This is a genomic window from Acidocella aquatica (assembly GCF_030160635.1).
Taxonomy (GTDB): Bacteria; Pseudomonadota; Alphaproteobacteria; order Acetobacterales; family Acetobacteraceae; genus Acidocella; species Acidocella aquatica.
Genome location: NZ_BSOS01000090.1, coordinates 1 through 23,937, shown reverse-complemented (window position 1 = coordinate 23,937; position 23,937 = coordinate 1). Strand labels below are relative to the sequence as shown.

General features: G+C 64.6%; 22 protein-coding genes. 17 read left to right on the top strand and 5 right to left on the bottom strand.

What is annotated here, in order from left to right; all coding sequences use genetic code 11:
• Both fabF and mltG read left to right on the top strand, forming a co-directional pair.
• A complete protein-coding gene (gene fabF, locus QQJ84_RS15895; protein WP_284259293.1) occupies positions 1-1,263 on the top strand; it encodes a beta-ketoacyl-ACP synthase II in 1,263 nt (420 codons plus the stop codon).
• Between the two features lie 37 nt (positions 1,264-1,300).
• Positions 1,301-2,293, top strand: a complete 993-nt coding sequence (mltG, locus tag QQJ84_RS15890) for an endolytic transglycosylase MltG (RefSeq protein WP_284259292.1) — start codon at positions 1,301-1,303, stop codon at positions 2,291-2,293.
• 58 nt (positions 2,294-2,351) lie between these two features.
• Here mltG and QQJ84_RS15885 read toward each other — a convergent pair whose 3' ends face one another.
• Together QQJ84_RS15885 and rpmE are read right to left on the bottom strand one after the other, a co-directional pair.
• Positions 2,352-2,768: a ketosteroid isomerase-related protein gene (locus QQJ84_RS15885; protein ID WP_284259291.1), complete on the bottom strand. Its 417-nt coding sequence runs from the start codon at positions 2,766-2,768 to the stop codon at positions 2,352-2,354.
• Between the two features lie 77 nt (positions 2,769-2,845).
• A complete protein-coding gene (rpmE, locus tag QQJ84_RS15880; protein WP_284259290.1) occupies positions 2,846-3,073 on the bottom strand; it encodes a 50S ribosomal protein L31 in 228 nt (75 codons plus the stop codon).
• Between the two features lie 247 nt (positions 3,074-3,320).
• Between rpmE and QQJ84_RS15875 the strand changes: the two genes are divergently transcribed.
• Together QQJ84_RS15875 and QQJ84_RS15870 are read left to right on the top strand one after the other, a co-directional pair.
• Positions 3,321-3,677, top strand: a complete 357-nt coding sequence (locus QQJ84_RS15875; protein ID WP_284259289.1) for a CidA/LrgA family protein — start codon at positions 3,321-3,323, stop codon at positions 3,675-3,677.
• Positions 3,670-4,404 (top strand): LrgB family protein, encoded by a 735-nt coding sequence (locus QQJ84_RS15870; protein WP_284259288.1) that lies wholly within the window; start codon positions 3,670-3,672, stop codon positions 4,402-4,404. Before QQJ84_RS15875 ends, QQJ84_RS15870 begins: the two co-directional genes overlap by 8 nt.
• Before the next feature lie 6 nt (positions 4,405-4,410).
• On the opposite strand, the gene QQJ84_RS15865 is transcribed toward QQJ84_RS15870, so the two are convergent.
• Positions 4,411-5,481: a glycosyltransferase family 4 protein gene (locus QQJ84_RS15865; protein ID WP_284259287.1), complete on the bottom strand. Its 1,071-nt coding sequence runs from the start codon at positions 5,479-5,481 to the stop codon at positions 4,411-4,413.
• Positions 5,482-5,614: 133 nt separating this feature from the next.
• On the opposite strand from QQJ84_RS15865, the gene QQJ84_RS15860 reads away from it, so the two are divergent.
• The 10 genes from QQJ84_RS15860 to QQJ84_RS15815 all read left to right on the top strand — a co-directional run bounded on the left by QQJ84_RS15860 (position 5,615) and on the right by QQJ84_RS15815 (position 18,171).
• Positions 5,615-6,922: a UDP-glucose dehydrogenase family protein gene (locus tag QQJ84_RS15860; RefSeq protein ID WP_284259467.1), complete on the top strand. Its 1,308-nt coding sequence runs from the start codon at positions 5,615-5,617 to the stop codon at positions 6,920-6,922.
• A gap of 50 nt (positions 6,923-6,972) precedes the next feature.
• On the top strand, positions 6,973-8,673 hold the full coding sequence (locus QQJ84_RS15855; RefSeq protein WP_284259286.1) for a methyltransferase domain-containing protein: 1,701 nt from the start codon (positions 6,973-6,975) through the stop codon (positions 8,671-8,673).
• Positions 8,673-11,786, top strand: a complete 3,114-nt coding sequence (locus QQJ84_RS15850; RefSeq protein WP_284259285.1) for a class I SAM-dependent methyltransferase — start codon at positions 8,673-8,675, stop codon at positions 11,784-11,786. Before QQJ84_RS15855 ends, QQJ84_RS15850 begins: the two co-directional genes overlap by 1 nt.
• Entirely contained in the window at positions 11,783-12,832 is a 1,050-nt protein-coding gene (locus QQJ84_RS15845) for a rhamnan synthesis F family protein (RefSeq protein ID WP_284259284.1), read from the top strand. The genes QQJ84_RS15850 and QQJ84_RS15845 overlap by 4 nt, the downstream gene beginning before the upstream one ends.
• 5 nt (positions 12,833-12,837) lie before the next feature.
• Positions 12,838-13,596 carry a lysophospholipid acyltransferase family protein gene (locus tag QQJ84_RS15840; protein WP_284259283.1) on the top strand — a complete coding sequence of 253 codons (759 nt, stop codon included), beginning with the start codon at positions 12,838-12,840 and terminating at the stop codon, positions 13,594-13,596.
• Positions 13,593-14,357 carry an oxygen-dependent tRNA uridine(34) hydroxylase TrhO gene (trhO, locus tag QQJ84_RS15835; protein WP_284259282.1) on the top strand — a complete coding sequence of 255 codons (765 nt, stop codon included), beginning with the start codon at positions 13,593-13,595 and terminating at the stop codon, positions 14,355-14,357. Before QQJ84_RS15840 ends, trhO begins: the two co-directional genes overlap by 4 nt.
• Positions 14,358-14,471: 114 nt before the next feature.
• The gene (gene miaB / locus QQJ84_RS15830; protein ID WP_284259466.1) at positions 14,472-15,824 is read left to right on the top strand and encodes a tRNA (N6-isopentenyl adenosine(37)-C2)-methylthiotransferase MiaB; all 1,353 of its coding nucleotides are present in this window, start codon (positions 14,472-14,474) and stop codon (positions 15,822-15,824) included.
• Positions 15,821-16,843, top strand: a complete 1,023-nt coding sequence (locus QQJ84_RS15825; RefSeq protein WP_284259281.1) for a PhoH family protein — start codon at positions 15,821-15,823, stop codon at positions 16,841-16,843. Before miaB ends, QQJ84_RS15825 begins: the two co-directional genes overlap by 4 nt.
• 9 nt (positions 16,844-16,852) lie before the next feature.
• A complete protein-coding gene (gene ybeY, locus QQJ84_RS15820; protein WP_284259280.1) occupies positions 16,853-17,287 on the top strand; it encodes an rRNA maturation RNase YbeY in 435 nt (144 codons plus the stop codon).
• Entirely contained in the window at positions 17,284-18,171 is an 888-nt protein-coding gene (locus QQJ84_RS15815; protein WP_284259279.1) for a hemolysin family protein, read from the top strand. Before ybeY ends, QQJ84_RS15815 begins: the two co-directional genes overlap by 4 nt.
• Before the next feature lie 297 nt (positions 18,172-18,468).
• Here QQJ84_RS15815 and QQJ84_RS15810 read toward each other — a convergent pair whose 3' ends face one another.
• Together QQJ84_RS15810 and QQJ84_RS15805 are read right to left on the bottom strand one after the other, a co-directional pair.
• A complete protein-coding gene (locus QQJ84_RS15810) occupies positions 18,469-20,388 on the bottom strand; it encodes a sigma-54-dependent Fis family transcriptional regulator (protein ID WP_284259278.1) in 1,920 nt (639 codons plus the stop codon).
• 64 nt (positions 20,389-20,452) lie between these two features.
• On the bottom strand, positions 20,453-20,608 hold the full coding sequence (locus tag QQJ84_RS15805) for a hypothetical protein (protein WP_284259277.1): 156 nt from the start codon (positions 20,606-20,608) through the stop codon (positions 20,453-20,455).
• A 120-nt stretch (positions 20,609-20,728) separates the two neighbouring features.
• Here QQJ84_RS15805 and adh point away from each other — a divergent pair, with 120 nt between their 5' ends.
• From adh to QQJ84_RS15790, 3 genes are all read left to right on the top strand, one after another.
• The gene (gene adh, locus QQJ84_RS15800) at positions 20,729-22,261 is read left to right on the top strand and encodes an aldehyde dehydrogenase (RefSeq protein WP_284259276.1); all 1,533 of its coding nucleotides are present in this window, start codon (positions 20,729-20,731) and stop codon (positions 22,259-22,261) included.
• Between the two features lie 13 nt (positions 22,262-22,274).
• Positions 22,275-22,637: a DUF779 domain-containing protein gene (locus tag QQJ84_RS15795; RefSeq protein ID WP_284259275.1), complete on the top strand. Its 363-nt coding sequence runs from the start codon at positions 22,275-22,277 to the stop codon at positions 22,635-22,637.
• Between the two features lie 157 nt (positions 22,638-22,794).
• Entirely contained in the window at positions 22,795-23,733 is a 939-nt protein-coding gene (locus tag QQJ84_RS15790; RefSeq protein WP_284259274.1) for a SphA family protein, read from the top strand.
• Positions 23,734-23,937: the final 204 nt, after the last annotated feature.

Genomic DNA, 23,937 nt, shown 5'->3' with positions numbered 1-23,937 from the left:
ATGCGCCGTGTTGTCGTAACAGGGATGGGAATCGCCAGCCCGCTTGGGGTTGGTGTTGAGCATGTCTGGAAGAGGCTGATCAACGGAGACTCCGGGATCACCGCCATTGAGTCATTCGACACCACGGAGCTGACGGCGAAAATCGCCGGTCAGGTCCCGGCCGGCAAAGCCGCCGATGGCGGTCTCGACCTCTCCGAGTGGATTGCCGTCAAAGAGCTGAAGAAGATGGATCGCTTTATCCATCTCGGCATCGCCGCGGCGAGCATGGCCATCGAGGACTCCGGCTGGATTCCGCAGACCGAGGAAGAGAAATACGTCAGCGGCGTGATGATCGGCTCGGGAATCGGCGGCCTGCAGACCATTTATGACGCCTCGATCACCGTGCATGAGGGGCGCGCCAAGCGGCTCTCGCCGTTCTTCATCCCTGCCGCCCTCATCAATCTGGTCTCGGGGCAGGTCTCCATCAAATACGGGCTGAAAGGCCCCAACCACTCCGCCGTCACGGCCTGCGCCACCGGCGTGCATGCCATTGGCGACGCGGCGCGGCTCATTGGCTTCGGCGATGCCGATGTCATGGTCGCCGGCGGCGCCGAGGCTGCGGTCAACCCGCTCGGCATTGCCGGGTTCTGCGCAGCCCGCGCGCTTTCCACCGGCTTTAACGACCGCCCGGCCGAAGCCTCCCGCGCCTGGGACAAAGACCGTGACGGCTTCGTCATGGGCGAAGGCTCCGGCGTGGTGGTGCTTGAGGAATACGAGCACGCCAAAAAGCGCGGCGCCAAAATCTACGCCGAAATCGGCGGCTACGGCATGTCCGGCGACGCGCACCACATCACCGCCCCGGCCGAACATCATGACGGCGCCTTCCGCGCGATGAAGGCGGCGTTCAAAAACGGCGGCCTCTCCCCCGCGGATGTGCAATACGTCAACGCGCACGGCACCTCGACCCCCATGGGCGACGATCTGGAGCTTGAGGCGGTGGAGAACATGTTCGGCGATGCCGCCAAGGGCCTCGCCATGTCCTCGACCAAATCCGCCACCGGCCACCTGCTCGGCGCCGCCGGGGCGATCGAGGCTATCTTCAGCATCCTCGCCATCCGCGATGGCATTGTGCCGCCCACGCTCAACCTGCATGAGCCAAGCCGCGCCAGCGTGATCGATCGCGTGGCCCTGAAGGCGCAGGAGCGCAAGGTCAACGTCGCCCTCTCCAACAGCTTCGGCTTTGGCGGCACCAACGCCTCGATCCTGTTCAAAAGGGCGCCCTGAGGCAGCGGTTGCGCGCTAACCCCCCGGCCGGCCTGGCATGAGCACAAAATTGCCGCGCCTGCGGGGGCGGATCATCATTTTTCTGGTCACCTTGCTGGTCCTGCTCCGCCTTGAGCGCATGGCGGTGGAGCAAAGCTTCAACGGCCCCGGCCCGCTGCAGGCCAGCACCGATCTGGTGATCCCGCCGGGCGGCATTGCCGCCACCGGCGCCGTGCTCGCGCGCGCTGGCGCCATCGGCAATCCGCTTATCTTCCGCATCGCGGTGTTCCTCACCCGGGCGGATGGTCCACTGCATGCTGGTGAATTTCTCATTCCCGCGCGCTCCAGCCTCGCCGATATTCTGCGCATCCTACGCCAAGGCGCCCCGGTGCAGCACCAGGTCACCATCCCCGAGGGGCTGACAGGCGCGGAAATCGCCAAAATCCTCAACGCCGCCAGCCCTGCCAGCGGCAGCGTCGCCACCCCGCCCGAAGGCTCGGTGCTGCCGCAAACCTACGACTTCACTCTGGGCACCAAACGCGAGGCCATCCTGGCGCGGGCGCAAAAAGCGATGCAGCGCAGCCTGGACGCAGCCTGGGCCCAGCGCGACCCGGCACTGCCGCTGCAATCGCCACAACAGGCCCTCACCCTCGCCTCCATCGTGCAGGCGGAAACCCCGGTGGCCGCCGAACTGCCGAAAGTCGCCGCCGTTTATGAAAACCGGCTGGCCATGGGCATGAAGCTCCAGGCCGACCCCACCGTCATCTACGCCGCGAGCGGCGGGCAAACCTCGGGTGGCATGCCGATCAGCCGCGCCGACCTCGCCAACCCGTCACCCTACAACACTTACGCCCATCCAGGCCTGCCCCCGGGGCCGATCTGCGCGCCGGGGCTGGCCGCCATCCAGGCCGTGCTGCACCCAGCCTCAACGCAGGCGCTGTATTTCGTCGCCACCGGCACTGGCGGCCATGTGTTCGCTGATAATTTCAAGACGCAACTGCGCAACATCGAGACCTATCGTGCCACCCTGGCGGCGCAGGCCGCCCCTTAACAGTGATATGGCGCCAGGCCGCCCCTTAACAGTGATATGGCGCAGGCCGCCCCTTAAACTACACGCCGCCGCTAACCTGGCGGGTCCAGTCCGGCAGGTTGTAATAGTTGCAGATGCGGGCAATCTTGCCGTCCCGGATGGTGAAAAACGCACCAGCGGGCAGAATGTAGCGCTGCCCCCGCGCCTCGGGCAGCCCCTCATCGGTATTCAAATAAGTGCCATGCACCATGAATTCCGCCGCCGCCCGGCTGCCGTCATGGTTGACCATCACCACCACATCGCGGATCTCCTCACGGTAGCAATGGTCCATGCGGGCCAGAAACACGCGGAACAGGCCGCGCCCGCGCTGCTCCTCCCCCTGGTTGATGCCGTGGATGACATCCTCGGTAAGCAGCGCCAGAAACGCCTCCCGATCACCCGCATTGAAGGTTTGATAATAGGTTTCGACCAGTTGGCTTGTTGCGGCGGTGGACATGATATTCCTCTCGGGCTTTGGGCATAAAAAAACCCACGGCAAAGGGCGTGGGTTTTTTAAGGTCCGGTTGCGGCCGGTTAGCCTTTGCGGGTGCCGATGCTGGCGAAGCGCTTGTTGAACTTGGCGACCTGGCCGCCGGTGTCCATCACGCGCTGCACGCCGGTCCACGCCGGGTGAGACTTCGGATCGATATCCAGGCGCAGCGTGTCGCCGGCCTTGCCCATGCAGGACATGGTCTTGAATTCCGTACCATCGGTCATGATGATGTTGATCTCGTGATAGTCCGGATGAATATTGGCTTTCACCGTGTGCGCTCCTGGATATTGCACCACCGATCCCGACCGGCGGCATTGAATTGAAGCGCCGCCTTTACGCGCCAGCGGCCCCGGATGCAAGGGCAGCCTTGCCAAAAGGCGCGGCGGGGTTGGTGCGGGGGCATGCCAGCTGTGCCGGGGCGCCGGTTGCGAGGCCCGGGTAAATATTTGATAGGCCAGTATGGCGCATCCCGCGTGCCATTGCGGACCGGGAAACAGGGCGGCGGGGGAGGGCACGATGCTGATTCGGGGATTGCTCATATTACTGCTCTGCCAGCTGGCGGGCACCGTGATCGCGACGGCAACCTACCTGCCGGTGCCAGGCCCGGTGCTCGGGCTGGTGATGCTGCTGGCCTATCTGCTCAAAACCGGCGGCCCCTCGGCGCATCTGCGCGATGTCTCGCAAGGGTTGCTGAAATATCTCGGCCTGCTCTTCGTGCCCGCCGGCGTGGGCGTGGTGAACGAACTGCCGGTGCTGCGCCAGAACGCCCTGGCCATCGCCATCGCGATTCCCGTGTCCACGCTGCTCGGGCTGGTGGTTACGGGCATGCTGATGCAGTGGTTCGTCAACCGCGCGGCAGCGGCCGATGCATAATCTCCTGCCGCTGCCGCTTTTTCATGTCTGGGTCTATCTGCAGACCCAGCCGCTGCTCGGCCTCACCGCCACGCTCTGCGTCTGGGAGGCCGCCAGCTTCATCGACCGCAAGGCCGGCCGCTCGGCCCTGAGCAACCCGACGGTGCTCTCCATCGTCATCATGGCGGCGCTGCTGCTGCTCACCCATACCAGCTACCAGACCTATTTCGCGGGCGCGGTGTATATCCACTTCCTGCTTGGCCCGGCCACCGTTGCCCTGGCCGTCCCGATGTTTGCCAACTGGCCGGCGATCCGGGCGAATTTCCTCGCTATTTTCGTCTCGCTCAGCGCCGGTTCCTTCGTGGCCGCCGGCTCGGCCATGGTCATCGCCCATGCGCTGGGCGCCCCGCGCGACGTGGTGATCTCCCTTGGCCCCAAATCGGTGACAACCCCCATCGCCATGGGAATTTCACAAAACCTCGGCGGCATCCCCTCGCTCACGGCGGTGTTCGTCATGGTCACGGCGATGTTCGGCACATTGGTTTGTTCGGGCATGTTCCGCTTCACCCGCGTGGCGGACTGGCGCGCGCGCGGGCTGGCGGCGGGCACCGTCGCGCACGGGCTGGCCACCGCGCGCATGCTCACCCTCAACGAGACGGCGGGCGCCTTCGGCGGGCTGGCGATCGGGCTGAACGGCATCATCACCTCGCTGGCGCTGCCGCTGCTGGTCTCCATCTTCGGGTTCTGAAACGCTTCACCAGACCCCGATATTAGCCGTCCTGGCGCGGCGGCGCACATAAAACGTCCAGCCGATCTGCACCGCCAGCGGCAGCAGCAGAAACGGCGGCTTCCAGGCCGGGGGCAGGTTGAGGAACACCAGCGCGCACACCCCGCCGAGCAAGGTGAACCCCCAGTGCAGCAGGGCCACCACCCGCGCGTCCATCCCCGCGCGGCGCACCACTTGGTAGAGATGCCCGTTATGCGCGCGGGCGATGTTCTCCCCCGCCAGCAGCCGGCGGATCAGCGTGAAGCCGACATCGTACAAAACGCCCGAGAGCAGCAGCGGCACCAGCAGGAAGGAGAGCGGCGCGCCCTCGAAGCGCGTGGCGGCGATGCCGAACAGCGCCAGCATGAAGCCGCAGAACTGGCTGCCGACATCGCCCATGAAAATCCGCCCCTGTGGAAAGTTGAACGGCAGAAACCCCAACACCCCGCCCGCCAGCAGCAGCGAGGCGGTATAGACAAAAAAACCGCCATATATCCCGGCGATTCCGGCCAGGAACAGGCAGGCGAACAGCGTCACCCCGGCGGCCAGCCCGTTCAGCCCGTCGATGAAGTTCATCGCATTGGTGACAAACAGCAAAAAAAACACGGTGAGCGGCATGCCCGCCCAGCCGAGGTTGAGCACCCCGTAATAGGGCAGCGCCAGCGTGGGCATCCAAAGCCCGGCGGCCACGGCGGCCACCGCCGCGGCGAGCTGGGTGGCCAGTTTGATCACAAATGAGAGATCGAGCAGATCATCGAGAAAGGAGATCCCCGCCATCAGAAACGCGGCGCCGATCACGCCCAGGAAATACCCCTCCGCGATGCGCGAGACCTGCCCATAGCGGTGCAGCAGCAGCACGCCGAGCATGAAGGCGGCGACAATGCCAACCCCGCCTGATTTCGGCGTGGTCCGGCTGTGCGCCTTGCGGGCGTCCGGGCGGTCGGGCACGCCGAGCATGATCATCCCGCGCACGATAATGGCCGAGAAAATGGCCAGCCCGGCCATGAGGGCGATATGCCGGGGCAGGGCGAGCAGGCCGAGGGAGATGGCGGGATTCATATGTAACCGACCATGGCTGAAAGCCGCGCAAATTTGAAGATGCCGCGAATTGATGACAACCCCTGGTGGCGGGGGCTTGCCTGCGGCACACGGCCAAGCCAGAACCGCATTCAGGCGAATTGGGGGTATGGATATGAGGATTGCGATCATCGGTGGCGGCTATGTTGGCCTGGTCTCGGGCGCCTGTTTCGCCGAGTTCGGCGTCTCGGTCGCGGTGGTGGAGGCTGATGCCGCCAAGCGCGCCATGCTGCTGGAGGGAAAAATCCCCATCTACGAGCCGGGGCTGGACCGGCTGGTGGCCGAAAACACCGCCGCCGGGCGCCTGAGCTTCCCCGCCACGCTGGAGGAGGGCATCGCCCAGGCCGAGGCCGTGTTCATCGCGGTCGGCACCCCCACCCGCCGTGGCGATGGCCATGCCGACCTTACCTATGTCTTCGCCGCGGTGGAGCAGGTGCTGCGCGCGTTGGACCATCCGGCGGTGATCGTCACCAAATCCACCGTGCCGGTGGGCACCGGGCGCAAAATCGCGGAGCTGGCGCAAAAGCTGCGGCCCGATCTGGCGATCGAGGTCGCGGCCAACCCGGAGTTTCTGCGCGAGGGCAGCGCGATCACCGATTTCATGCGGCCGGACCGCGTGGTGGTGGGCGCCGAGAGCGAGCGCGCCCGCGAGGTGTTGCAACGGCTCTACCGCCCGCTTTATCTGCGCGAGGCGCCGATCGTCTTCACCGGGCTGGAGAGCGCCGAGCTGACCAAATACGCAGCCAACGGGTTCCTGGCGATGAAGATCACCTTCATCAACGAAATGGCCGATCTGTGCGAGAAACTGGGCGCGGATGTGAACGACGTGGCGCGCGGCATCGGGCTGGATGGCCGCATCGGCCGCAAGTTCCTGCATGCCGGGCCGGGGTTCGGCGGCTCCTGCTTCCCCAAGGACACGCTGGCGCTGATGCGCATCGCCGAAGAGGCGGGCGCGCCGAGCCGGTTGATCGAGGCGGTCGTGGCGGTGAACGATGCGCGCAAGGAGGCGATGGCGGGGCGCGTGGTGGCGGCCTGCGGCGGGAGCGTGCAGGGCCTGCGCATCGCCGTGCTGGGCCTGGCCTTCAAGCCCGAGACCGATGACATGCGCGAGGCACCCTCGCTGCCGCTCATCCAGGGGCTGGCGGCCGCCGGCGCGCAGGTCGTGGCGTTCGACCCCGAGGCGATGGCTGGCGCAAGGCCGCTGCTGCCCGGTGGCGTTATCTTCGCAACCGGCGTGAACGACGCCCTGGCCGGCGCCGACGCGCTGGTATTGGTGACCGAATGGAATGAATTCCGCGCCCTGGCCCCGGTTATGCTGCGCCAGTTGATGCGCGGCAGCGTCGTGGTGGACCTGCGCAATGTATTCGACCCGCAGGCCCTGCGCGACGCGGGATTTGCCTATCACGGCATTGGCCGGGCATAAAACCCCGCCATGCCGCCCTGCCATCACCCGATTTTTAAGGATAGCGCCCATTGACCGCCGTTCACACGCATTATCCGGATTTCGCCAACCCCGAACTGCTTGAAAAAATCCCGCTTTCGGCCCGCACGATTCTTGATGTCGGCTGTGCCCAGGGGGCGCTGGGCGCCGATTATCTGCGCCGCAACCCCAGGGCGCGGGTGCTCGGCATCGACCTCGACGAGGACGCCGCAGCCCACGCCAGGGAGCGGATTTCCGAAGTGTTCTGCGGCGATGTTGAAAAAAACCCGATGCCCTTCAATGTGCCCGAAGGGATCGACTGCATCATCTATGGCGATGTGCTTGAACATCTGGTCGACCCCTGGGCGCTGTTGGCCGAACACGCGAAATATCTCTCGCCCGAGGGCACGGTGCTGGTCTGCATGCCCAATGTCGAGCATTGGTCCTTTGCCGCCCGGCTGCTGACCGGCAGTTTTGACTATGAGGAGCAGGGGCTGTTCGACCATACGCATCTGCGCTGGTTCACCCCGCGCATGATGGGCCAGGCCCTGGCCAATGCCGGGCTGCAACTCTCCGATGTCGCCCCGCGGCCGATCGCGCGCGAGCAGGCGGAGCAGTTCGTCACCGCGATTGCGCCCGGCCTGCAGGCGCTCGGCGTCAACCCGGCGGAATATCTCAACCGCGCGGTGCCGCTGCAATTCATCTGGCGCGCCCGTAAATCGGCGCAGGCGCGCATCGAGCTGAGCGCCACCATGCTGACGCCCCAGGGCGGGGTGAGCGATGTGCGCGTCATCGAGCCGATCCGCGCCATGCGGACCGACAGCGCGTTGCTGGGCACCATCGCCAGCGAGGCGGATTTTGACCCCCGCCTGGCCGATTCGCCGCGCATCGCCGTGCTGCACCGGCCGTTGCTGCTGGGTGAATCCGGCATCGCGCGGCTGCGCGCGCTGCTGGAGAAGGATTATGTGATCGTCAGCGAGTTCGACGACCACCCGCAGTTCATGGAAGACCGCGGCATCAATCTGGGCGAGCTGCTGACCTTCCGCGGCGTCCACGCGATCCAGACCAGCACGGCGGCGCTGGCCGAGACGCTGGCGCCGCAGAACCCGGAAATCCAGGTGTTCCGCAACGGCATTTTCGCGCTGCCGCCGGTGAATAATTTCAACGACCCCGACCATCTGACGCTGTTTTTCGGCGCGCTCAACCGCGAGGCCGACTGGGCGCCGCTGATGCCAGTGCTCAACGAGGTGGCGCGCGCCGTTGGCGATCGGCTGCGCTTCCATGTCCTGCGCGACGAGGGTTTTTACAACGCCCTGGAGACGCCGCATAAACGCTTCGACCCGATGGCCGATTACGCGACCTATATGAGCATGCTGGGCGCCGCGGATATCGCCTTCATGCCGCTGGCCGATACGCCCTTCAACCGCGCCAAGTCCGACCTCAAGTTCATCGAGGCCGGGGCGGCGCGCGTGGCGGCGATCGCCAGCAACGTGGTTTATGCGGGCAGCATCCAGAACGGCAAAACCGGCATGCTCTTCAACGACCCGGGGGAGCTGCGCGCGAGCCTGCTGCGGCTGCTCGCCTACCCCGAGGCCACGCGCAAAATGGCCGACCAGGCGCGCGCCTATGTCGCGGGAGAGCGCATGCTCGCCTATCAGGTCGCCGCGCGCACGCAATGGTATCGCAGCCTGTGGGATCGCCGGGCGGAGCTGAACGAGGCCCTCAAGGCGCGGGTGCCGGAACTCTTCGCCTGATGGCGGCAGCCCGCAAAATACGGATCGCCGCGCATATCGAGGTAGACTGGCTGGAGCGGCGCACGGCCTCCGCGCTCTGCCCCAATTGCGGCGCCGCGGTCGAGGCTGAGCAGTTTCTTGAAATCGACTACCGCCCGCCCGATGCGGTGCATCGCTTCGTGCTGCAAATCTGCCCGGCCTGTACGGCGCGTTTCGTCGATAACACGCACACGATGGACTATGGCACCGATGAGCTGATCGAGATCGGTTGGAACATCTATCAGGTGCAGCTGGGGGCGGGCGTGTGGCCCATCTCGGCGCCGCTGACGCGGGTGCAAAAACCAGCCGGGGCGCGGGTGCTGGAAATTGGCGGGGCCTACGGCTTCGGGCTGGATTTCTCCATCCGCGCGCGCGGCTGGCAGGGCGTGGGGTATGACCCTTCGCCCCTGGCCGCCTTTGGCGCGCGCGAGCTGGGGCTGGACATCCGCCAGCGCTATTTCACGAAGGCCGAGGTGCCGGACGGCCCGTGGGACGTGGCGATCGCCACCGAGGTGCTGGAGCATCTGGAACATCCGCCGGAATTTCTGGCCCTGATGCGCGCGGCGCTGGGGGCGCAAGGCCTTCTGGTGCTCACCACGCCGGATGGCGGCTACATCACCCCGGCGCTGGAGGCAGGCGCGCTGATGCCGCTGCTCTCGCCGGGCGCGCATCTGGTGCTGCAGACCAAGGCCAGCCTGGAGCACGCGCTGCGCGCCGCCGGGTTCGCGCATGTCACCGTGCTGCGCGAGGGAATGTCGCTCACCGCCTATGCCAGCGCGGCGCTGTTTGAAATCTCTGGGGATGGCGCCGCCGGGCGGGTGATGTACCGGCATTATCTGGTGGAGCGCAGCCAGATCACCGCGCCGGGGAGCGATCTGTGTTTCGGCTTTGCCGGGCGCGGGTTGTTCGAGGCCGCGAATGATGGCGACGTGGCGGCGGTGGAAGCCGCGTGGAACGTGCTGCTGCCCGCGGCGCGGGCGCGCTTCGGGCTGGACCTGGCCGGTATGCGCGCCCTGCCCGAAGGTGCGGCGGATGCCAGCCTGGCCGGGCTGGCGCGGCTGATGCCGCTGGGGTTGGGGATGATTCTGTTCGGCCGGGCGATGCATCTGCTGAGCCTGGATACGGACCGCGCCGAACTGCTGGCGCTGCTGCGCCTCGCCGGGGCGGCGGTGGAAGCGTTGCAGGGCGCGCTGGCCAAGCGCTCGCTCACCGATGGCCTCTCGGCCAGCATCGGCCGCATCATCGAGACCGAGATATTGCTCTGCCAGGCCGAGGCGGGCGATGCCGCCAGCGCCGCCGGGCTAATCGTGCGCGGCGATGTGGTGGATGGCTGGCGCGGCTTCATCGCGCTGGTCAATGCCGAGGCGCTGGAGGCGGCGGGCGCGCTGAAGGCGGCGCTGCTGGCCGATATGCCGGACCCGGCGCTGCCCGATGACCTGCGCCGCAACGCGCTGCTCAGCCTGGCCAATTTCGTGCTGGCGCCGGGCGGGGAGACAATGCGCGCGTTTGAATATGCCCAGGCGCTGGGCGAGCTTGGCGAGGATGCTGATGCGGTTGTGCTGCAGGCGTTCACCCGGCTGGTGAATGCCTCGCGCTATGCCGAGGCGCAGGCGGCGGCGGCTTGCTATGGCATAGACGCCCTGGCAGCGCGCGCGGCGGGCACCAAAACCGGCCAGGACACGCGGCTGGCGCAGATGGTGCTCGACCTCGCGGCGGGCGACCCGGCGGAAATTCCGGGCCGGCTGGCGGGGCTGCAGATCGACCCGGCGCGGCGCGATATTCTGTTGCTGGAGGCGTTCATCCGGCTGGTGAACGCCTCGCGTTATGACGAGGCGCTGGGCTTCATCGCCGCGCATGAGGTCCCCGCCCTGGCGGCGCGGACCGGCGGCGAGGTGGCGCGCAACGCCGCCCTGGCGCGCATGGTGCTTGACCTTGCCGTGGGCGACCCGGCGGAGATACCGGCGCGGCTGGAGGGGCTGGAGATCGGCCCGGCGCGGCGCGATGTTTTGCTGCTGGAAGCCTTCATCCGGCTGGCCAATGCCTCGCGCCTCGCCGAGGCGCAGGCGTTCGCCGCGCGGCATGATGTGGCGGCGCTGGCCGCGCGCCAGGGCGGGGCGGCGGGGAGCAATGCCGCCATCGCGCTCGCGGTGGTGGACCTTGCGGTGGGCGACCCCGCGCTGGTGCCGGGGCGTTTCGCCGGGGTTGAGGTGGCGCCCGCGCGCCAGGTGGCGTTGCTGCTGGGTGCCTATACCGGGCTGGTCAACGCCGCGCGTTATGATGAAGCCGGGGCGCTGGCGGCGGCGGCGCCTTGTTTTGCCGAATTGGACAGCTTGCCGGGCGCCGCCGCCGATGACGCGCGGCTGGCCAGCGTGATGCTGGACCTGCATTTTGCCCGCACGCAGGCGGCGCTGGCGCGGATTTTCCGGCTGGAACAGCAAGGCGGCGACCCGGCGGTGCTCGGTCCGCTGCTGGTGGATGGTTTCGTGCGGCTGGTGAACGAAGGAGAATTCACCGAGGCGCTGGCGCATGGCCGCGCGGTGGAGCGCAGGCTGGCCGCCTGCAAGCCCAGCTTGCGCCATGACGCGCTGGCGGCGCTGCTAATGCTGGAGCTGCGCCAGGGCGATGGCACGCGCATCGTGCAGCGGCTGGAGGAAGCCCTGCGCGGCGGGCTGGAGGAGGCGCGTATGGAGGGCCTGGCGCTCGCCGCCTTCGTGACCCTGGTGAACGCCGGGGATTTTGCCAGCGCACGGCTGCTGCTGCATCTGGTTGAGCCGCTGCTGCTGAAACTGCGCCCGCCCCACGACGAAGCCGCCTGCAACGCGCTGTTCGCGGCGGGGATGCTGTTTTTGCAGCAGCGCGACGACTGGCGCCGCGCCGCCGCGGTGTTCGCCCGGCTGCGCGATGCGCTGGTGAAGCGCCACCCCCCTGGCGCGGCCGCGGCCCCGCTGTTCTGGCCGGCGTTTCGCGGTGAGATCGTGGTGCTCAACCATTTGCAGCGCGGCGAAGAGGCGATGGCCCTGTTGCGGAGTTTCACCGGGGTTTATCCAGATGCGCCGGACGACCTGCGCCAACAACTTGAGGGCTCCCCGGCATGATCGGTTATCTGAAAAAGCAGGTTCGCGCGTTTTTCGTGGGCTGCAAATGGTATGTGCTGGTCCCCTTGGCCCGCGCCATCGGCCAGTTGCGCAGCCCGCGCCAGATTTTGCGGGTCTGGCCGGAGGGTGAGGTCACGCTCGGGCCGAAAATCGCGATCTTCATGCATTTTGACGGGCGCGGCGTGGTGCGTGCGCAATTGCTCGACTATATGCGCGAACTGCGCGATGCCGGCCGCACGGTGGTCTTCGTCAGCAATGCCGGCAAGCTTTTGCCCGCCTCCCTGCAGGCGGTGCGCGAGATATGCGCGGTGGTGATCCTGCGGCGCAACATCGGCTACGATTTCGGCGCCTGGCGCGATGCGGTGGATTATCTCGGGCTGCCGCGCGCGGGCACTGAAGAGGTGATCCTCGTCAACGACAGCGTGTTCGGCCCGCTGGTGCCGCTGGGCGATGTGCTGCGCCGCCTCAACTACGAGAAGGCCGATATATGGGGCCTGACGGAGAGCTGGCAGGTGCGCTACCATCTGCAATCGTTCTTCCTGGCGTTCGGCCCGGCGGCGCTGCGCGCTGAGGCCTGGGGGAAATTCTGGCGCAGCGTGCGCCCGGTGCCGATGAAATTCTATATCGTGAACGCCTATGAGGTGGGCGTGACCCAGGCGATGGTGAAGGGCGGGCTGCGCTGCGCTGCGCTATGGCCTTATGAGAAGCTGATCAAGCTGGTCAACCGCGACGAGCTGGAAAAGCTGATCCTGGCCGAGGAGAGCGAGCTGGGCAAGGCCGACCCGATCCAGATCACCCGTAAGCTCCAGGTGCTGCGCATCCGCGACGGCGTGGCCCGGCGCGTGGCGCTCAACCCGACCTCGGATTTATGGCGCCAGCTGCTGCTCTCGGGCTTTCCCTTCATCAAGCGCGAGCTGCTGCGCGACAACCCGACCAAGGTCGAGGACGTGGGCGACTGGGTGGAGGTGGTGCGCGACAGCCTGGCCGCCGACCCGGAGCCGATTTTGCAGGACCTCCGCACCATGCTGAAGGGCGGTGCGCCCTGATCCGTATGCTGCTGCGGGTGGTGGCGATCCTGCTGTGGACGCTGTTTTGCATGCCCATTCAGGCGCTGCTGCTGGTGCTGCCGGGGCGTGGCAAGGTGGGCTTCGCCCAGGTTTACTGGCGCGGCGTGGCGCGCGTGCTGGGGCTGCGGCTGCGGGTCGTGGGGGAGATCTCGGCGCACCGGCCGAGCCTCTTCATCGCCAACCATTGCTCCTGGCTGGATATCGTGGCGCTGGGCAGCGTGCTGCCGGGTTGTTTTGTCGCCAAGGGGGAGATCGGGCGCTGGCCTTTCATCAGCTGGATCGCGCGGCTGGGGCGCACCGTGTTCGTCTCGCGCAACCGCACCAATGTGGCGCGCGAACAGGGCGCGCTGGCGGCGCGGCTGAACGCGGGGGACGGCATTATTCTGTTTCCTGAGGGCACCACCTCCGACGGCAACCGGATTTTGCCGTTCGCCTCGTCGTTTTTTGTGCTGGCGGACGCGGCCGCCAAACCCTATGTGCAGCCGGTGACATTGGTTTACGACGGGCTGGATGGGATGCCGGTTTTGCGCGCCGACCGGCCGGAGATCGCCTGGTATGGCGATATGGAGCTGGCCCCGCATTTCAACCGGATCGGCCGGCGGCGCAGTGTCCATGCGACGATTTTGCTGGATGCGCCGATCGCCCCCGGAACCTTCCCCAATCGCAAGGCATTTGCCGCGGCGCTGGAAGCGCGTATCGCGCATAATGCCGCGGCCCTCAGACAAGGACGTATCGAAGCATGATGAACAAGGTGGCCGCATTGTATCAGTTTTTGCGGCTGGAACAGCCCGGGGCGGTGCGCGAGGAGTTTCAGGCCGCCTGCGCGGAGCTGGGAATTTTTGGCACCATTCTGGTCAGCCCGGAGGGGATCAACGGCACCATCGCCGGGGCGCCGGCGGCGATTGATGCGTTTGTGGAACGCCTGCGCGCGCCCACCGCCGCGCGTCCGGCATTCGAGCGGCTGGAGGTGAAGTTTTCCCACGCCGGGGCCGCCCATTTTGACCGGCTGAAGATCAAGCTGAAACGCGAGATCATCACCTTTGGCCAGAGCGTGGATGAGGCCACGCGGCTTGGCCAGTATGTGGCGCCGCTTGCGTGGAACGCGCTGCTGGAGGACCCCGATGTGGTGCTGGTGGATACCCGCAACGGATTCGAGGTTGAATTCGGCACGTTCGAAGGGGCGATCGACCCGGGGCTGACCAGTTTCACCGGGTTCAAGGATTTTGTGAACGAGCGGCTGGCGGATGCGAAACATAAAAAAATCGCGATGTTCTGCACCGGCGGCATACGCTGCGAGAAGGCCAGCGCCTTTATGCTGGAGGCGGGGTTTGAGCAGGTTTTCCAGCTTCAGGGCGGGATTTTGCGGTATCTGGAAGAGATGCCGCAGGCGCAGAGCAAGTGGCGCGGGGCGTGTTTTGTGTTCGACCAGCGGGTGGCGCTGGGGCATGGGCTTGAGATTAAGTCACGGGATAATCATCTAAATTTTCTTGACACGGCGCCATGAAACAGAGCTTCGTGGGGATACGCTCAGGAGGATTCCCATGGAATTGACCTTGACCTGCCGGGGTTACACGCGCTTTTCCGTCCGGGAAAACCGGATGGAATTCTGCAAATGAACGTGACGGATCGCAACACCCGTAGACTGCATATTGTGACGCATGGCTGCCAGATGAACGTGTACGATAGTGCGCGCATGGCCGATGTTCTGGCGCCCCTGGGCTACTCAACCGTGGACAGCCCCGAAGGGGCGGATATGGTGATTATGAACACCTGCCACATCCGCGAGCGGGCGGCGGAGAAGGTATTCTCCGCGCTGGGCCGGCTGCGGGACCTCAAGGAGGCCACCGGCAACCGGATGATGATCGCCGTGACCGGCTGTGTGGCGCAGGCGGAGGGGGATATCCTGCTCAAACGCGCGCCCTATGTGGATATGGTGGTTGGGCCGCAGGCGTATCACCGGCTGCCGGAGCTGATCGCGCAGGTGCACCGCGGCAAGGGGGCGGTGATCGACACTGATTTTCCGGTCGAGAAAAAATTTGATTTTCTGCCAGATGCGGCGGCGCCGCAGGGGGTGATCGCGAACCTGACCATCCAGGAAGGCTGCGACAAATTCTGCTCGTTCTGTGTGGTGCCCTATACGCGGGGCGCCGAGGCCTCGCGCCCGGTGGCCGGCATAGTGGCCGAGGCGCGGCGGATGGTGGCGCAGGGGACGCGCGAAATTGCGCTGCTCGGGCAGAATGTGAACGCCTATCACGGCGAAGGGCCGGATGGGCGGATTTGGAGCCTGGCGCGGCTGCTGAGCGAATTGGCGGAGATCCCGGGGTTGAGCCGGTTGCGCTATACGACCTCGCATCCCTCCGACATGACCGAGGAGCTGATTCTGGCGCACCGGGATAATCCGGCGCTGATGCCGTTTTTGCATCTGCCGGTGCAGTCCGGCTCGGATAAAATTCTGGCGGCGATGAACCGCAAGCATAAGGCCGATGACTTCAGGCGGATCGTGGCGCGGTTGCGCGAGGTGCGGCCGGATATGGCGTTCACCTCGGACTTTATCATCGGGCATCCGGGCGAGAGCGATGCGGACTTTGCCGCCACCATGGCGCTGGTGCGCGAGACCGGGTTCGCCTTGGCTTACAGTTTCAATTATTCCCCGCGCCCCGGCACCCCGGCGGCGGGGCTGGCGCAGATTGCCGATGAGGTGAAGAACGCGCGGCTGTATGAGTTGCAGGCGGAGCTGCGGCGCCAGCAGGATGCGTTCAACGCCGCGACCGTGGGGCTGAACACCCCGGTGCTCTTTACCGGGCTTGGCCGCCACCCGGGCCAGATTGCCGGGCGATCGCTTTATGCGCAGCCGGTTGTTGTGGACTCTCCGGTGGAGCTGACCGGCGAAATTCACGCGGTGAAAATTACCCAGGCTAATCCCAACTCCCTTTTAGGCACGCTATTGGACAAGGAGAAAATCGCAGCTTGAGCCAGATCATCGCATCCACTTCTACCCAACCCGCCCCGCCCCCGCGGTCCCTCACCCTTACCTTTGGCGACAACGCGCTGCTCTCGTTGTTGCTGGGGGACCATGACCGGCATCTGGCCAGGATCGAGCAGCGGCTCGGTGTGCGGCTGGCGTGCCGGGGGAACCGTGTTTCCATCACCGGCTCGCTTGAGCAGGTTGCCGCGGCGGAAGCGACGCTGGCGGCGCTCTACCGGCAGTTGGAACGTGGCGAGATGATCGATGGGCCAAAGGTGGATGCGGCGATGCGGATGAGCGACCCGGCGGTGGAGCCGCGGCTGCCGCTCTCGGATCTGCCCGCGATCCGCACGCGCAAGGGGGCGGTTGGCCCGCGCAGCGCGGCGCAGGCGGCGTATATTGACCAGCTGGCGCGCCATGAGATGGTGTTTGCGCTCGGGCCCGCGGGCACTGGCAAGACCTATTTGGCGGTGGCGCAGGCGGTGGCGATGCTGACCTCGGGCCGGGTGGACCGCATTGTGCTCTCCCGCCCGGCGGTGGAGGCGGGCGAGCGGCTTGGGTTTTTGCCTGGTGATATGAAAGAGAAAGTAGATCCGTATCTGCGCCCGCTCTATGACGCGCTGAACGACATGCTGCCCGGCGACCAACTGACCAAGCGGATGACGACGGGGGAGATCGAGATCGCGCCGCTGGCGTTCATGCGCGGGCGGACACTGGCGCATGCGTTCGTGATTTTGGACGAGGCGCAGAACACTACCGCCGTGCAGATGAAAATGTTTTTGACCCGCATGGGCGAGGGCACGCGCATGGTGATTACCGGCGATTTGACGCAGGTGGATTTGCCCACCGGCACACGCTCGGGGCTGGCGGATGCGCTGGACACGCTGGAGGGGATTTCGGGCATTGGCGTGGCGCGGTTCAATAATGCCGATGTGGTGCGCCATCCGCTGGTCGGGCGGATTGTGGAGGCCTATGACCAGCGCCATGCCGCCGCCCGGGAAGTCTCGCGCGAGCGGCACGGATAAAACGGATAAATGGAACCTGGAAGTCGTTACCCCTTCGGGGGCGAAGTGGTTGTGGCAGACCGGCGCTGGAATTTTTATGTGCGTGATGTGGGGCGCGTGGTGGCGCGCGCATTGCGGGCGGCGGGGTGCGAGGCGGATGTGGTGCTCACCGATGACCGCACGGTGCGGCGGCTGAATTATCGCGACCGGGGCAAGAACAAGCCGACCAATGTTTTGACCTATGAGCGGCCGCCGGAAATTTTACTGGCGCTGGGCGTGGTGCGGCGCGAGGCGGAACGGGAAGGCAAGACGGTGATGGCGCATCTGGTGCATCTGCTGGTGCATGGCGCGCTGCATTTGCAGGGCTATGACCATCATCACGTGGGCGAGGCGCGGGAGATGGAAAGCGAGGAGGCGAAAATTCTGGCGCGGTTGAAGGTGGCGAATCCATGGAAAAACCGATGAGCTCGGCATTTGGACGGATTTTGAACCGGTTGCGCAGCAATGAGCAGTCGGTGCGCGATTCCATCGCGGAATTGGTGCTGGAGGCCGGGGCGGAAGGCGCGCTGAGCGAAGGCGGCGAGGGGGTGGGGCTGAATTTGCAGGAGCGCGCGCTGATCGCCAATGTGTTGCGGTTGCGCGAGATGAGCGCCGATGACGTGATGGTGCCGCGGCCCGATATCATCGCGATGCGCGCCGATGTTAGTCTGGAGCAGGCGATAGAGTTGTTGCGCCAGGAAGGGCATTCGCGGTTGCCGGTGTATCGGGAGCATCTCGATGACCTGCTGGGGATGGTGCATATCAAGGATGTTTTTGCCTTCAGCGGAACGCCGGCGGAGTTTTCGGTGGAGAAAATCCTGCGCAAGCCGTTGCTGGTGGCGCCGCAGGTGGGGGTTTTGGATTTGTTGTTGCAGATGCGCCAGACGCGCACGCATCTGGCGCTGGTGGTCGATGAGTATGGCGGGATCGACGGGCTGGTGACGATCGAGGATTTGGTTGAGACGATTGTTGGCGATATTTCCGACGAACATGATGAGATTGAAGGCCCGATGGTGGTGGAGCGGGCGGATGGCTCGCTGGATTTGAACGCGCTGCTGCCGGTGGAGGCGTTTGAGGAGAAGATGGGGCAGGTGCTCTCAAGCGATGAGCGCGATGCGGATATCGAGACCGTGGGCGGGCTGGTGTTTAACATGGCGGGGCGGGTGCCGGCGAAGGGGGAGATTATCGCGCATCCCTCGGGGGTGGAGTTTTTGGTTTTGGAGGCGGATGCCAGGCGGATACGCAGGCTGCGGGCGCGCCGGACGCTGACGCCGGAGGCCGAGGAGAGCGCGGCGAAGGATGAGAGCTGAGGGGGTGCTTCACGTGAAGCAGTTGTGAGGAAGTTTAAATAACGCACTGTTAGTGCGGTTTAATTTTTTGCTTGCACCCCAATTTGTGCGGTTTTGTAACGAAAAAACAATGAAATTGATGGTGATCTTTACGGCAAGCGCCTGATTCACGCTTTCGGCTCGCTCATCCGAGCGAACCTCAAACGATCGCACTCTAGAGCTTGATCGCTTTAAGTGCGATCATGCTCTAACCTGTTTTTCTGAGGGCGATTCACGCTTTCGGCTCGCTCATCCGAGCGAACCTCAAACGATCGCACTCTAGCTGTTCAGTTTTCGTGGCTGCAGGGTTTTGGTGGCCTCCGGCGGGATCGCCCCGGCGGCAAGCCGGCGGTAGAGGGTATTGCGGCTGATGCCGAGCTTGCGCGCGGCGGCGGCGACGTTGCCGCCGGTCTCCGCCACGGCGTTGCCGATCAGCGCGTCGGCGCGTGCGCGCAGGGTGACGGGGCGGGCCGTGGGCGGCGGAGCGGTGTGTTTGCGGTTGAGTTCGGCCTGTGCCTCCTCGCTCAGATGTTCCAGGCGCAGCTCGGTGTCTCCCGTATCGAGCATCAGGCATGCGGTCCGCAGCATGCCGGCGAGCTGGCGCAGATTGCCGGGCCAGGGGTAGCGGGCAAATGCGCCGGCCAGTTCGGGGGCAAGTTGCAATTGTGTGCCATCGCCGCGCTCGAGGGCCTCGCGGGCCAGGATACGCTCGATCAGTTCCGGGAGATCGGTGCGTTCGCGCGCGGGGGGCAGGGCGATCGTCAGCCCGTTCAGGCGGTAGTATAAATCCGCGCGGAATTCCTGCGTGCCGATGCGCGCCTTCAGGTCGCAATGCGTGGCGCTGATGAGCAGAAAATCGACCGGCACCGGCTTGCCGCCGATGGGGGTCACGTAGCCATCCTCCAGCACGCGCAGCAGACGGGTTTGCATGTGCAGCGGCATGTCGCCGATTTCGTCGAGAAACAGCGTGCCCCCATGGGCCTCGCGGATGCGCCCGAGCGCACCCTCGCGCCGCGCGCCGGTGAAGGAGCCGGGGGCGTGGCCGAAGAGTTCGGATTCGATGAGGCTTTCCGGCAGCGCCGCGCAGTTAACCGCGACAAACGGCTTTTGCGCGCGCCCGCTGGAGGCGTGGATGGCGCGGGCGAAGACGTCCTTTCCGGCGCCGGTTTCGCCTTGCAGCAGAATGGGCACCTTGCGGCCCAGCACGCGGCGTGCCTGCGCAATCGCGGTATGCACGCGCGCGTCTCCGGTATCGAGCGCGCCCAGGGCATCCTCCGTGGTGGTTTTCGGCGCCACCGCGGGCAGGTTTCCCGGCAGGAATTGTGGCGGACGCACATGCTCGACCATGATAAACATGCTCTCGCTCCCGCGCCGGTGCAGTGCCACGGGGCGGCCCTGGGCGTGGCGGTTCAGGTCCAGCAGTTCGCGCAGGCCGATACCCAGCGCCGAGGCAATGTCGCGCTCGCCGATATCGGCCGGGGTCAGGCCCAGCAGGTGAAAGCCGGTGCGGTTGGCGCCGATGATGCGGCCGTCCTCGCTCAGGGCAAGGGTGCCTTCCATGACGCTGCCGAGGCAGGCGCTGCTCAGGTGGAAGCGCAGCTTCATCTGGTTGACGAAGGTGAGTTCGAAAATACGGTTTTCGATCATCTGCGCGGCGGCGCGCACGAGGCCGAACGTATGGGGATGGTAGCGCCGCGCGTCACAGGAAATATCGATGACGCCGAGCATCCGCCCGCCCGGCTCGACCAGCGGCGCCGCGGCGCAGGCAAGGAAATTGTTGTGGCGCAGATAATGTTCGGTGCCGTTCACCACGATCGGCCGGCCCTCGATCAGCGCCGTGCCGACGGCGTTGGTGCCGCGCGTGTTCTCTGCCCAGCAGGCGCCGGGCTGCAGGGCAACCTGCGCGGCGCGGGTGCAGAAATCAGTGTCGCCGGCGGATTCCAGGAGATAGCCGTTCTCGTCGGAAAGCAGCATGACACAGCCGGAATCGCGGATCTGGCTATAGATGTAGTCTATGACCGGGCGTGCCTGGGCGATGAGCGTGGCGCGGCGGTCTGTGGCGGCGCGCAATTGTGTCTGGCCCATGTGCGGGCCGTCGACACGGGCGAGTTCGGGCATCAGCCCCGCTTGCCGGCAACGCTGCCAGGAGCGGCTGATATCGGCTGGATCAGTCGCGAGCCTCGCGGGCTGGCGAAGCATTAGTCCTGCGCTGGCAGTTTCGGCAAATGGCTCCATGGACCGGCATTTCCCTCACCCTGATGAATTATTGAAACTCTTTATCGGGTCTTTCCTGGATCTTTTGGTTAGGCGGCGTGAATGTCTGTGGCAAGTTATTACCACTGATGTTCCATTTTGGTACAGTGTCCTGCTTTGGCGCGGTCAGGTGTTCCGGCGGATGGGACATGCTGCGCAGCAGCATTGGCGGAATGCCTCGCGGATAAGCATTTGTGTGGTTTTGGCATGCTCTTTGCTATAATGTTTTCAAGGCTCCCAACGTGGCGCCGATACGTGTCCGAAAACCAAAAACGAGGAAACCCACATGCTTGATGCAGCCATTGCTCCCCTGCCCGGAAGCGCCGTGAGCGGATTTGCCTTTAAACCACGCTACGACAATTTCATCGGCGGCAAGTTCACCGCTCCCCTTGCGGGCCAGTATTTTGATAATGTCTCCCCCATCACCGGCCAGGTGTTCACCCAGGCCGCCCGCTCGACCGAGGCCGATATTAATCTGGCGCTCGATGCGGCGCATGCCGCCGCCGAGGCCTGGGGCAAAACCTCGCCGGCCGCGCGCGCGCTCATTCTCAACCGCATGGCTGATAAAATGGAGCAGAACCTCGACCTGCTCGCCTATGCGGAGACCGTGGACAACGGCAAGCCGATCCGCGAGACCACCTTTGCCGATATTCCGCTCGCGATTGACCATATGCGCTATTTCGCCGCCTGCGTGCGCGCGCAGGAAGGTGCGCTGAGCCAGATTGACGATGACACCGTTGCCTACCATTTTCATGAGCCGCTTGGCGTGGTTGGCCAGATCATCCCCTGGAACTTCCCGATCCTGATGGCGATCTGGAAACTCGCCCCGGCGCTCGCCGCGGGCAATTGCGTGGTGTTGAAACCGGCCGAGCAGACGCCTGTTTCCATCATGGTGCTGGCTGAGCTGGTGGGCGACATGCTGCCGCCCGGCGTGTTGAATATTGTGAATGGCTTTGGCCTGGAAGCGGGCAAGCCGCTCGCCTCCTCCAGCCGGATCGCCAAAATCGCCTTTACCGGCGAGACCACGACCGGCCGGTTGATCATGCAATATGCCAGCCACAATCTCATCCCCGTCACGCTGGAACTCGGTGGCAAATCGCCCAACATCTTCTTCGAGGATGTGATGGCGCAGGATGATGACTTTTTGGACAAGGCGATTGAAGGCCTGGTGATGTTCGCCTTCAACCAGGGTGAGGTTTGCACCTGCCCGTCGCGCGCGCTGATCCAGGAGAGCATTTACGACCGGTTCATGGAAAAAGTGCTGAAGCGGGTGCATGCCATCAAGCAGGGCAACCCGCTGGATATGAGCACCATGCTGGGCGCGCAGGCTTCCTCCGAACAGGTGCAGAAAATTCTCTCCTATATCGACATCGGCAAGCAGGAAGGTGCCAAGCTGCTGACCGGCGGTGTCCGCCCGGCGATGGAGGGTGGTATCTCCGGTGGTTTTTATATCGAACCGACAATGTTTCTGGGCAACAACAAGATGCGGCTGTTCCAGGAAGAGATTTTTGGGCCGGTGCTCGCGGTTACCACTTTCAAGGACGAGGCCGAGGCGCTGGAACTCGCCAATGATACGCTCTACGGCCTGGGTGCCGGCGTGTGGTCGCGCGATGGCAACCGTGCCTACCGCATGGGCCGCGGCATAAAGGCCGGGCGCGTGTGGACCAATTGCTACCATGCCTATCCGGCGCATGCGGCGTTCGGCGGGTATAAGCAATCGGGCATTGGCCGCGAGAACCATAAGATGATGCTCGACCATTATCAGCAGACCAAGAACCTGCTGGTGAGCTACAGCCCCAAGGCGCTTGGATTTTTCTGAGCAGGGCACGGCGATGAGCAATAAACCAGCGCGCGTGCTCGCCACCCCGGCGGCACGCGGGCTGATCGCGAAGCTGACGGCGGAACATGGCCCTATCATGTTCCACCAGTCCGGCGGCTGCTGCGACGGCTCATCGCCGATGTGCTTTAAACAGGGCGACTATCTGCTCAGCCCGGACGATGTGGAGCTGGGCGAAATCGGCGGGGCGAAATTCCATATGAGCCCCTCGCAGTTTGAATACTGGAAATACACGCAACTCATCATCGACGTGGTGCCCGGCATGGGCGGCATGTTCTCGTTGGAGAACGGGTCGGGGCAGCGATTTTTGACCCGCTCGCGCGTGTTCACCGAAGCGGAGCTGGCGGCCCTGGCCTGACACAAGGCCGCCGGACTCCGCGCCGGGTTTCATAACATCAGGATTGTATTTGCCAGATACCGCGGCCGCGCGCGCGGTTGTGCGGACGGCGTGATGCCGCTCGCGGGATTTTTGCGCGGAAAAATGTTGAAAATATAAACAAACAGGGACCGATAAAATGACAAAAACAAAATCTGATCCGCGCCTGCTGGTTGGCGCGGCGGCGGTGGTGCTTGGCTTCGTGGTCTGCGCTCCGGCCAATGCCAGTGAGCTTTGGAATCCTTATCTGCGTGGCGTGAACGAAGGGCTGGCCGCCGGCGCCACCCCGCCGCCCGGCGTTTACGGCGTGTTGGATAATTACTGGACGGACACCACGGTTAAAGACAACACAGGCCATAATATTCCTGGTGCTACCGCGAATATTCTGGTCGAGGTGCCGATTGTTTTGTGGGTTCCGGGCATTAATGTGCTGGGCGCCAGCTATTCGCTCGCCATTGCCCAGCCGTTTGACTACACGTCAGCATCCGGCATCACCGGCCACACCGGCAGCGGCAACTGGGGCACGTTCAACACGATTCTCATCCCCGGCCAGCTGGCCTGGACCCTGCCCCATGATTATTTTGTGAAGACCGGACTGGAACTCTATTTGCCCGATGCCAGCTCCACCATGCCCGATCTGATCAACGGCAAGCTGAACAATGGCGGCCTGCCCTCGGGCAATGGGTATTTCGCGGTGCAGGAAGATCTCGGGTTGAGCTGGCTGAGCAATGGCTGGAATATCAGCGCCGACATGCATCTGGCTGAACCTGTTACCGCCGATAAAACCACTGGCTATAACTACATGTCCGGCGATCAGTTCTCGGTTGATTATACGCTCGCGAAGACCATCGGCGCCTGGACTTTTGGCATCGGCGCGCATCAGATGAACCAGATCACGGCTGATACGTTGAATGGCGTGCGTCTGACGAACCACATGGAAGAAAGCTATGGCGCCGGGCCGATGGTGGGCTATCAGTTTGGCGGCATCAATGTTCTCGCCAGCTGGGACCAGAACATCTATACCAAGAACGACGTGGCGGGCACGATTGTTAATGTTCGCCTGATTACCAAGTTCTAGAGCAATATGCGTTTCGATTGACGCGGAGCGTTCAAGCTAAACGCATGGAATCACTCGTTCAAAAATAAGGCTGGAGGATTCAGCTATTCGCTGAATTCTCCAGCGTGTGATCGGTTTAGGTTCGTTCATCCTGAGCGGCCTAGCATTACAGTTGTGATTTAGATTTGATGTACGCTTTCTGTGCGGCGGCTTGGTGAGCTCGGC

Bases quoted from the DNA above. Each gene is read 5' to 3' on its own strand.
- QQJ84_RS15885 (WP_284259291.1), bottom strand. From the start codon at position 2,768: ATGTCCACCGCCGCAACAAGCCAACTGGTCGAAACCTATTATCAAACC.
- QQJ84_RS15840 (WP_284259283.1), top strand. From the start codon at position 12,838: ATGCTGCTGCGGGTGGTGGCGATCCTGCTGTGGACGCTGTTTTGCATG.
- QQJ84_RS15870 (WP_284259288.1), top strand. From the start codon at position 3,670: ATGCATAATCTCCTGCCGCTGCCGCTTTTTCATGTCTGGGTCTATCTG.
- mltG (WP_284259292.1), top strand. From the start codon at position 1,301: ATGAGCACAAAATTGCCGCGCCTGCGGGGGCGGATCATCATTTTTCTG.
- adh (WP_284259276.1), top strand. From the start codon at position 20,729: ATGCTTGATGCAGCCATTGCTCCCCTGCCCGGAAGCGCCGTGAGCGGA.
- fabF (WP_284259293.1), top strand. From the start codon at position 1: ATGCGCCGTGTTGTCGTAACAGGGATGGGAATCGCCAGCCCGCTTGGG.
- trhO (WP_284259282.1), top strand. From the start codon at position 13,593: ATGATGAACAAGGTGGCCGCATTGTATCAGTTTTTGCGGCTGGAACAG.
- QQJ84_RS15795 (WP_284259275.1), top strand. From the start codon at position 22,275: ATGAGCAATAAACCAGCGCGCGTGCTCGCCACCCCGGCGGCACGCGGG.
- QQJ84_RS15875 (WP_284259289.1), top strand. From the start codon at position 3,321: ATGCTGATTCGGGGATTGCTCATATTACTGCTCTGCCAGCTGGCGGGC.
- QQJ84_RS15865 (WP_284259287.1), bottom strand. From the start codon at position 5,481: ATGAATCCCGCCATCTCCCTCGGCCTGCTCGCCCTGCCCCGGCATATC.
- ybeY (WP_284259280.1), top strand. From the start codon at position 16,853: ATGGAACCTGGAAGTCGTTACCCCTTCGGGGGCGAAGTGGTTGTGGCA.
- QQJ84_RS15810 (WP_284259278.1), bottom strand. From the start codon at position 20,388: ATGCTTCGCCAGCCCGCGAGGCTCGCGACTGATCCAGCCGATATCAGC.
- QQJ84_RS15805 (WP_284259277.1), bottom strand. From the start codon at position 20,608: ATGCTGCTGCGCAGCATGTCCCATCCGCCGGAACACCTGACCGCGCCA.
- QQJ84_RS15860 (WP_284259467.1), top strand. From the start codon at position 5,615: ATGAGGATTGCGATCATCGGTGGCGGCTATGTTGGCCTGGTCTCGGGC.
- QQJ84_RS15850 (WP_284259285.1), top strand. From the start codon at position 8,673: ATGGCGGCAGCCCGCAAAATACGGATCGCCGCGCATATCGAGGTAGAC.
- QQJ84_RS15815 (WP_284259279.1), top strand. From the start codon at position 17,284: ATGAGCTCGGCATTTGGACGGATTTTGAACCGGTTGCGCAGCAATGAG.
- QQJ84_RS15790 (WP_284259274.1), top strand. From the start codon at position 22,795: ATGACAAAAACAAAATCTGATCCGCGCCTGCTGGTTGGCGCGGCGGCG.
- QQJ84_RS15845 (WP_284259284.1), top strand. From the start codon at position 11,783: ATGATCGGTTATCTGAAAAAGCAGGTTCGCGCGTTTTTCGTGGGCTGC.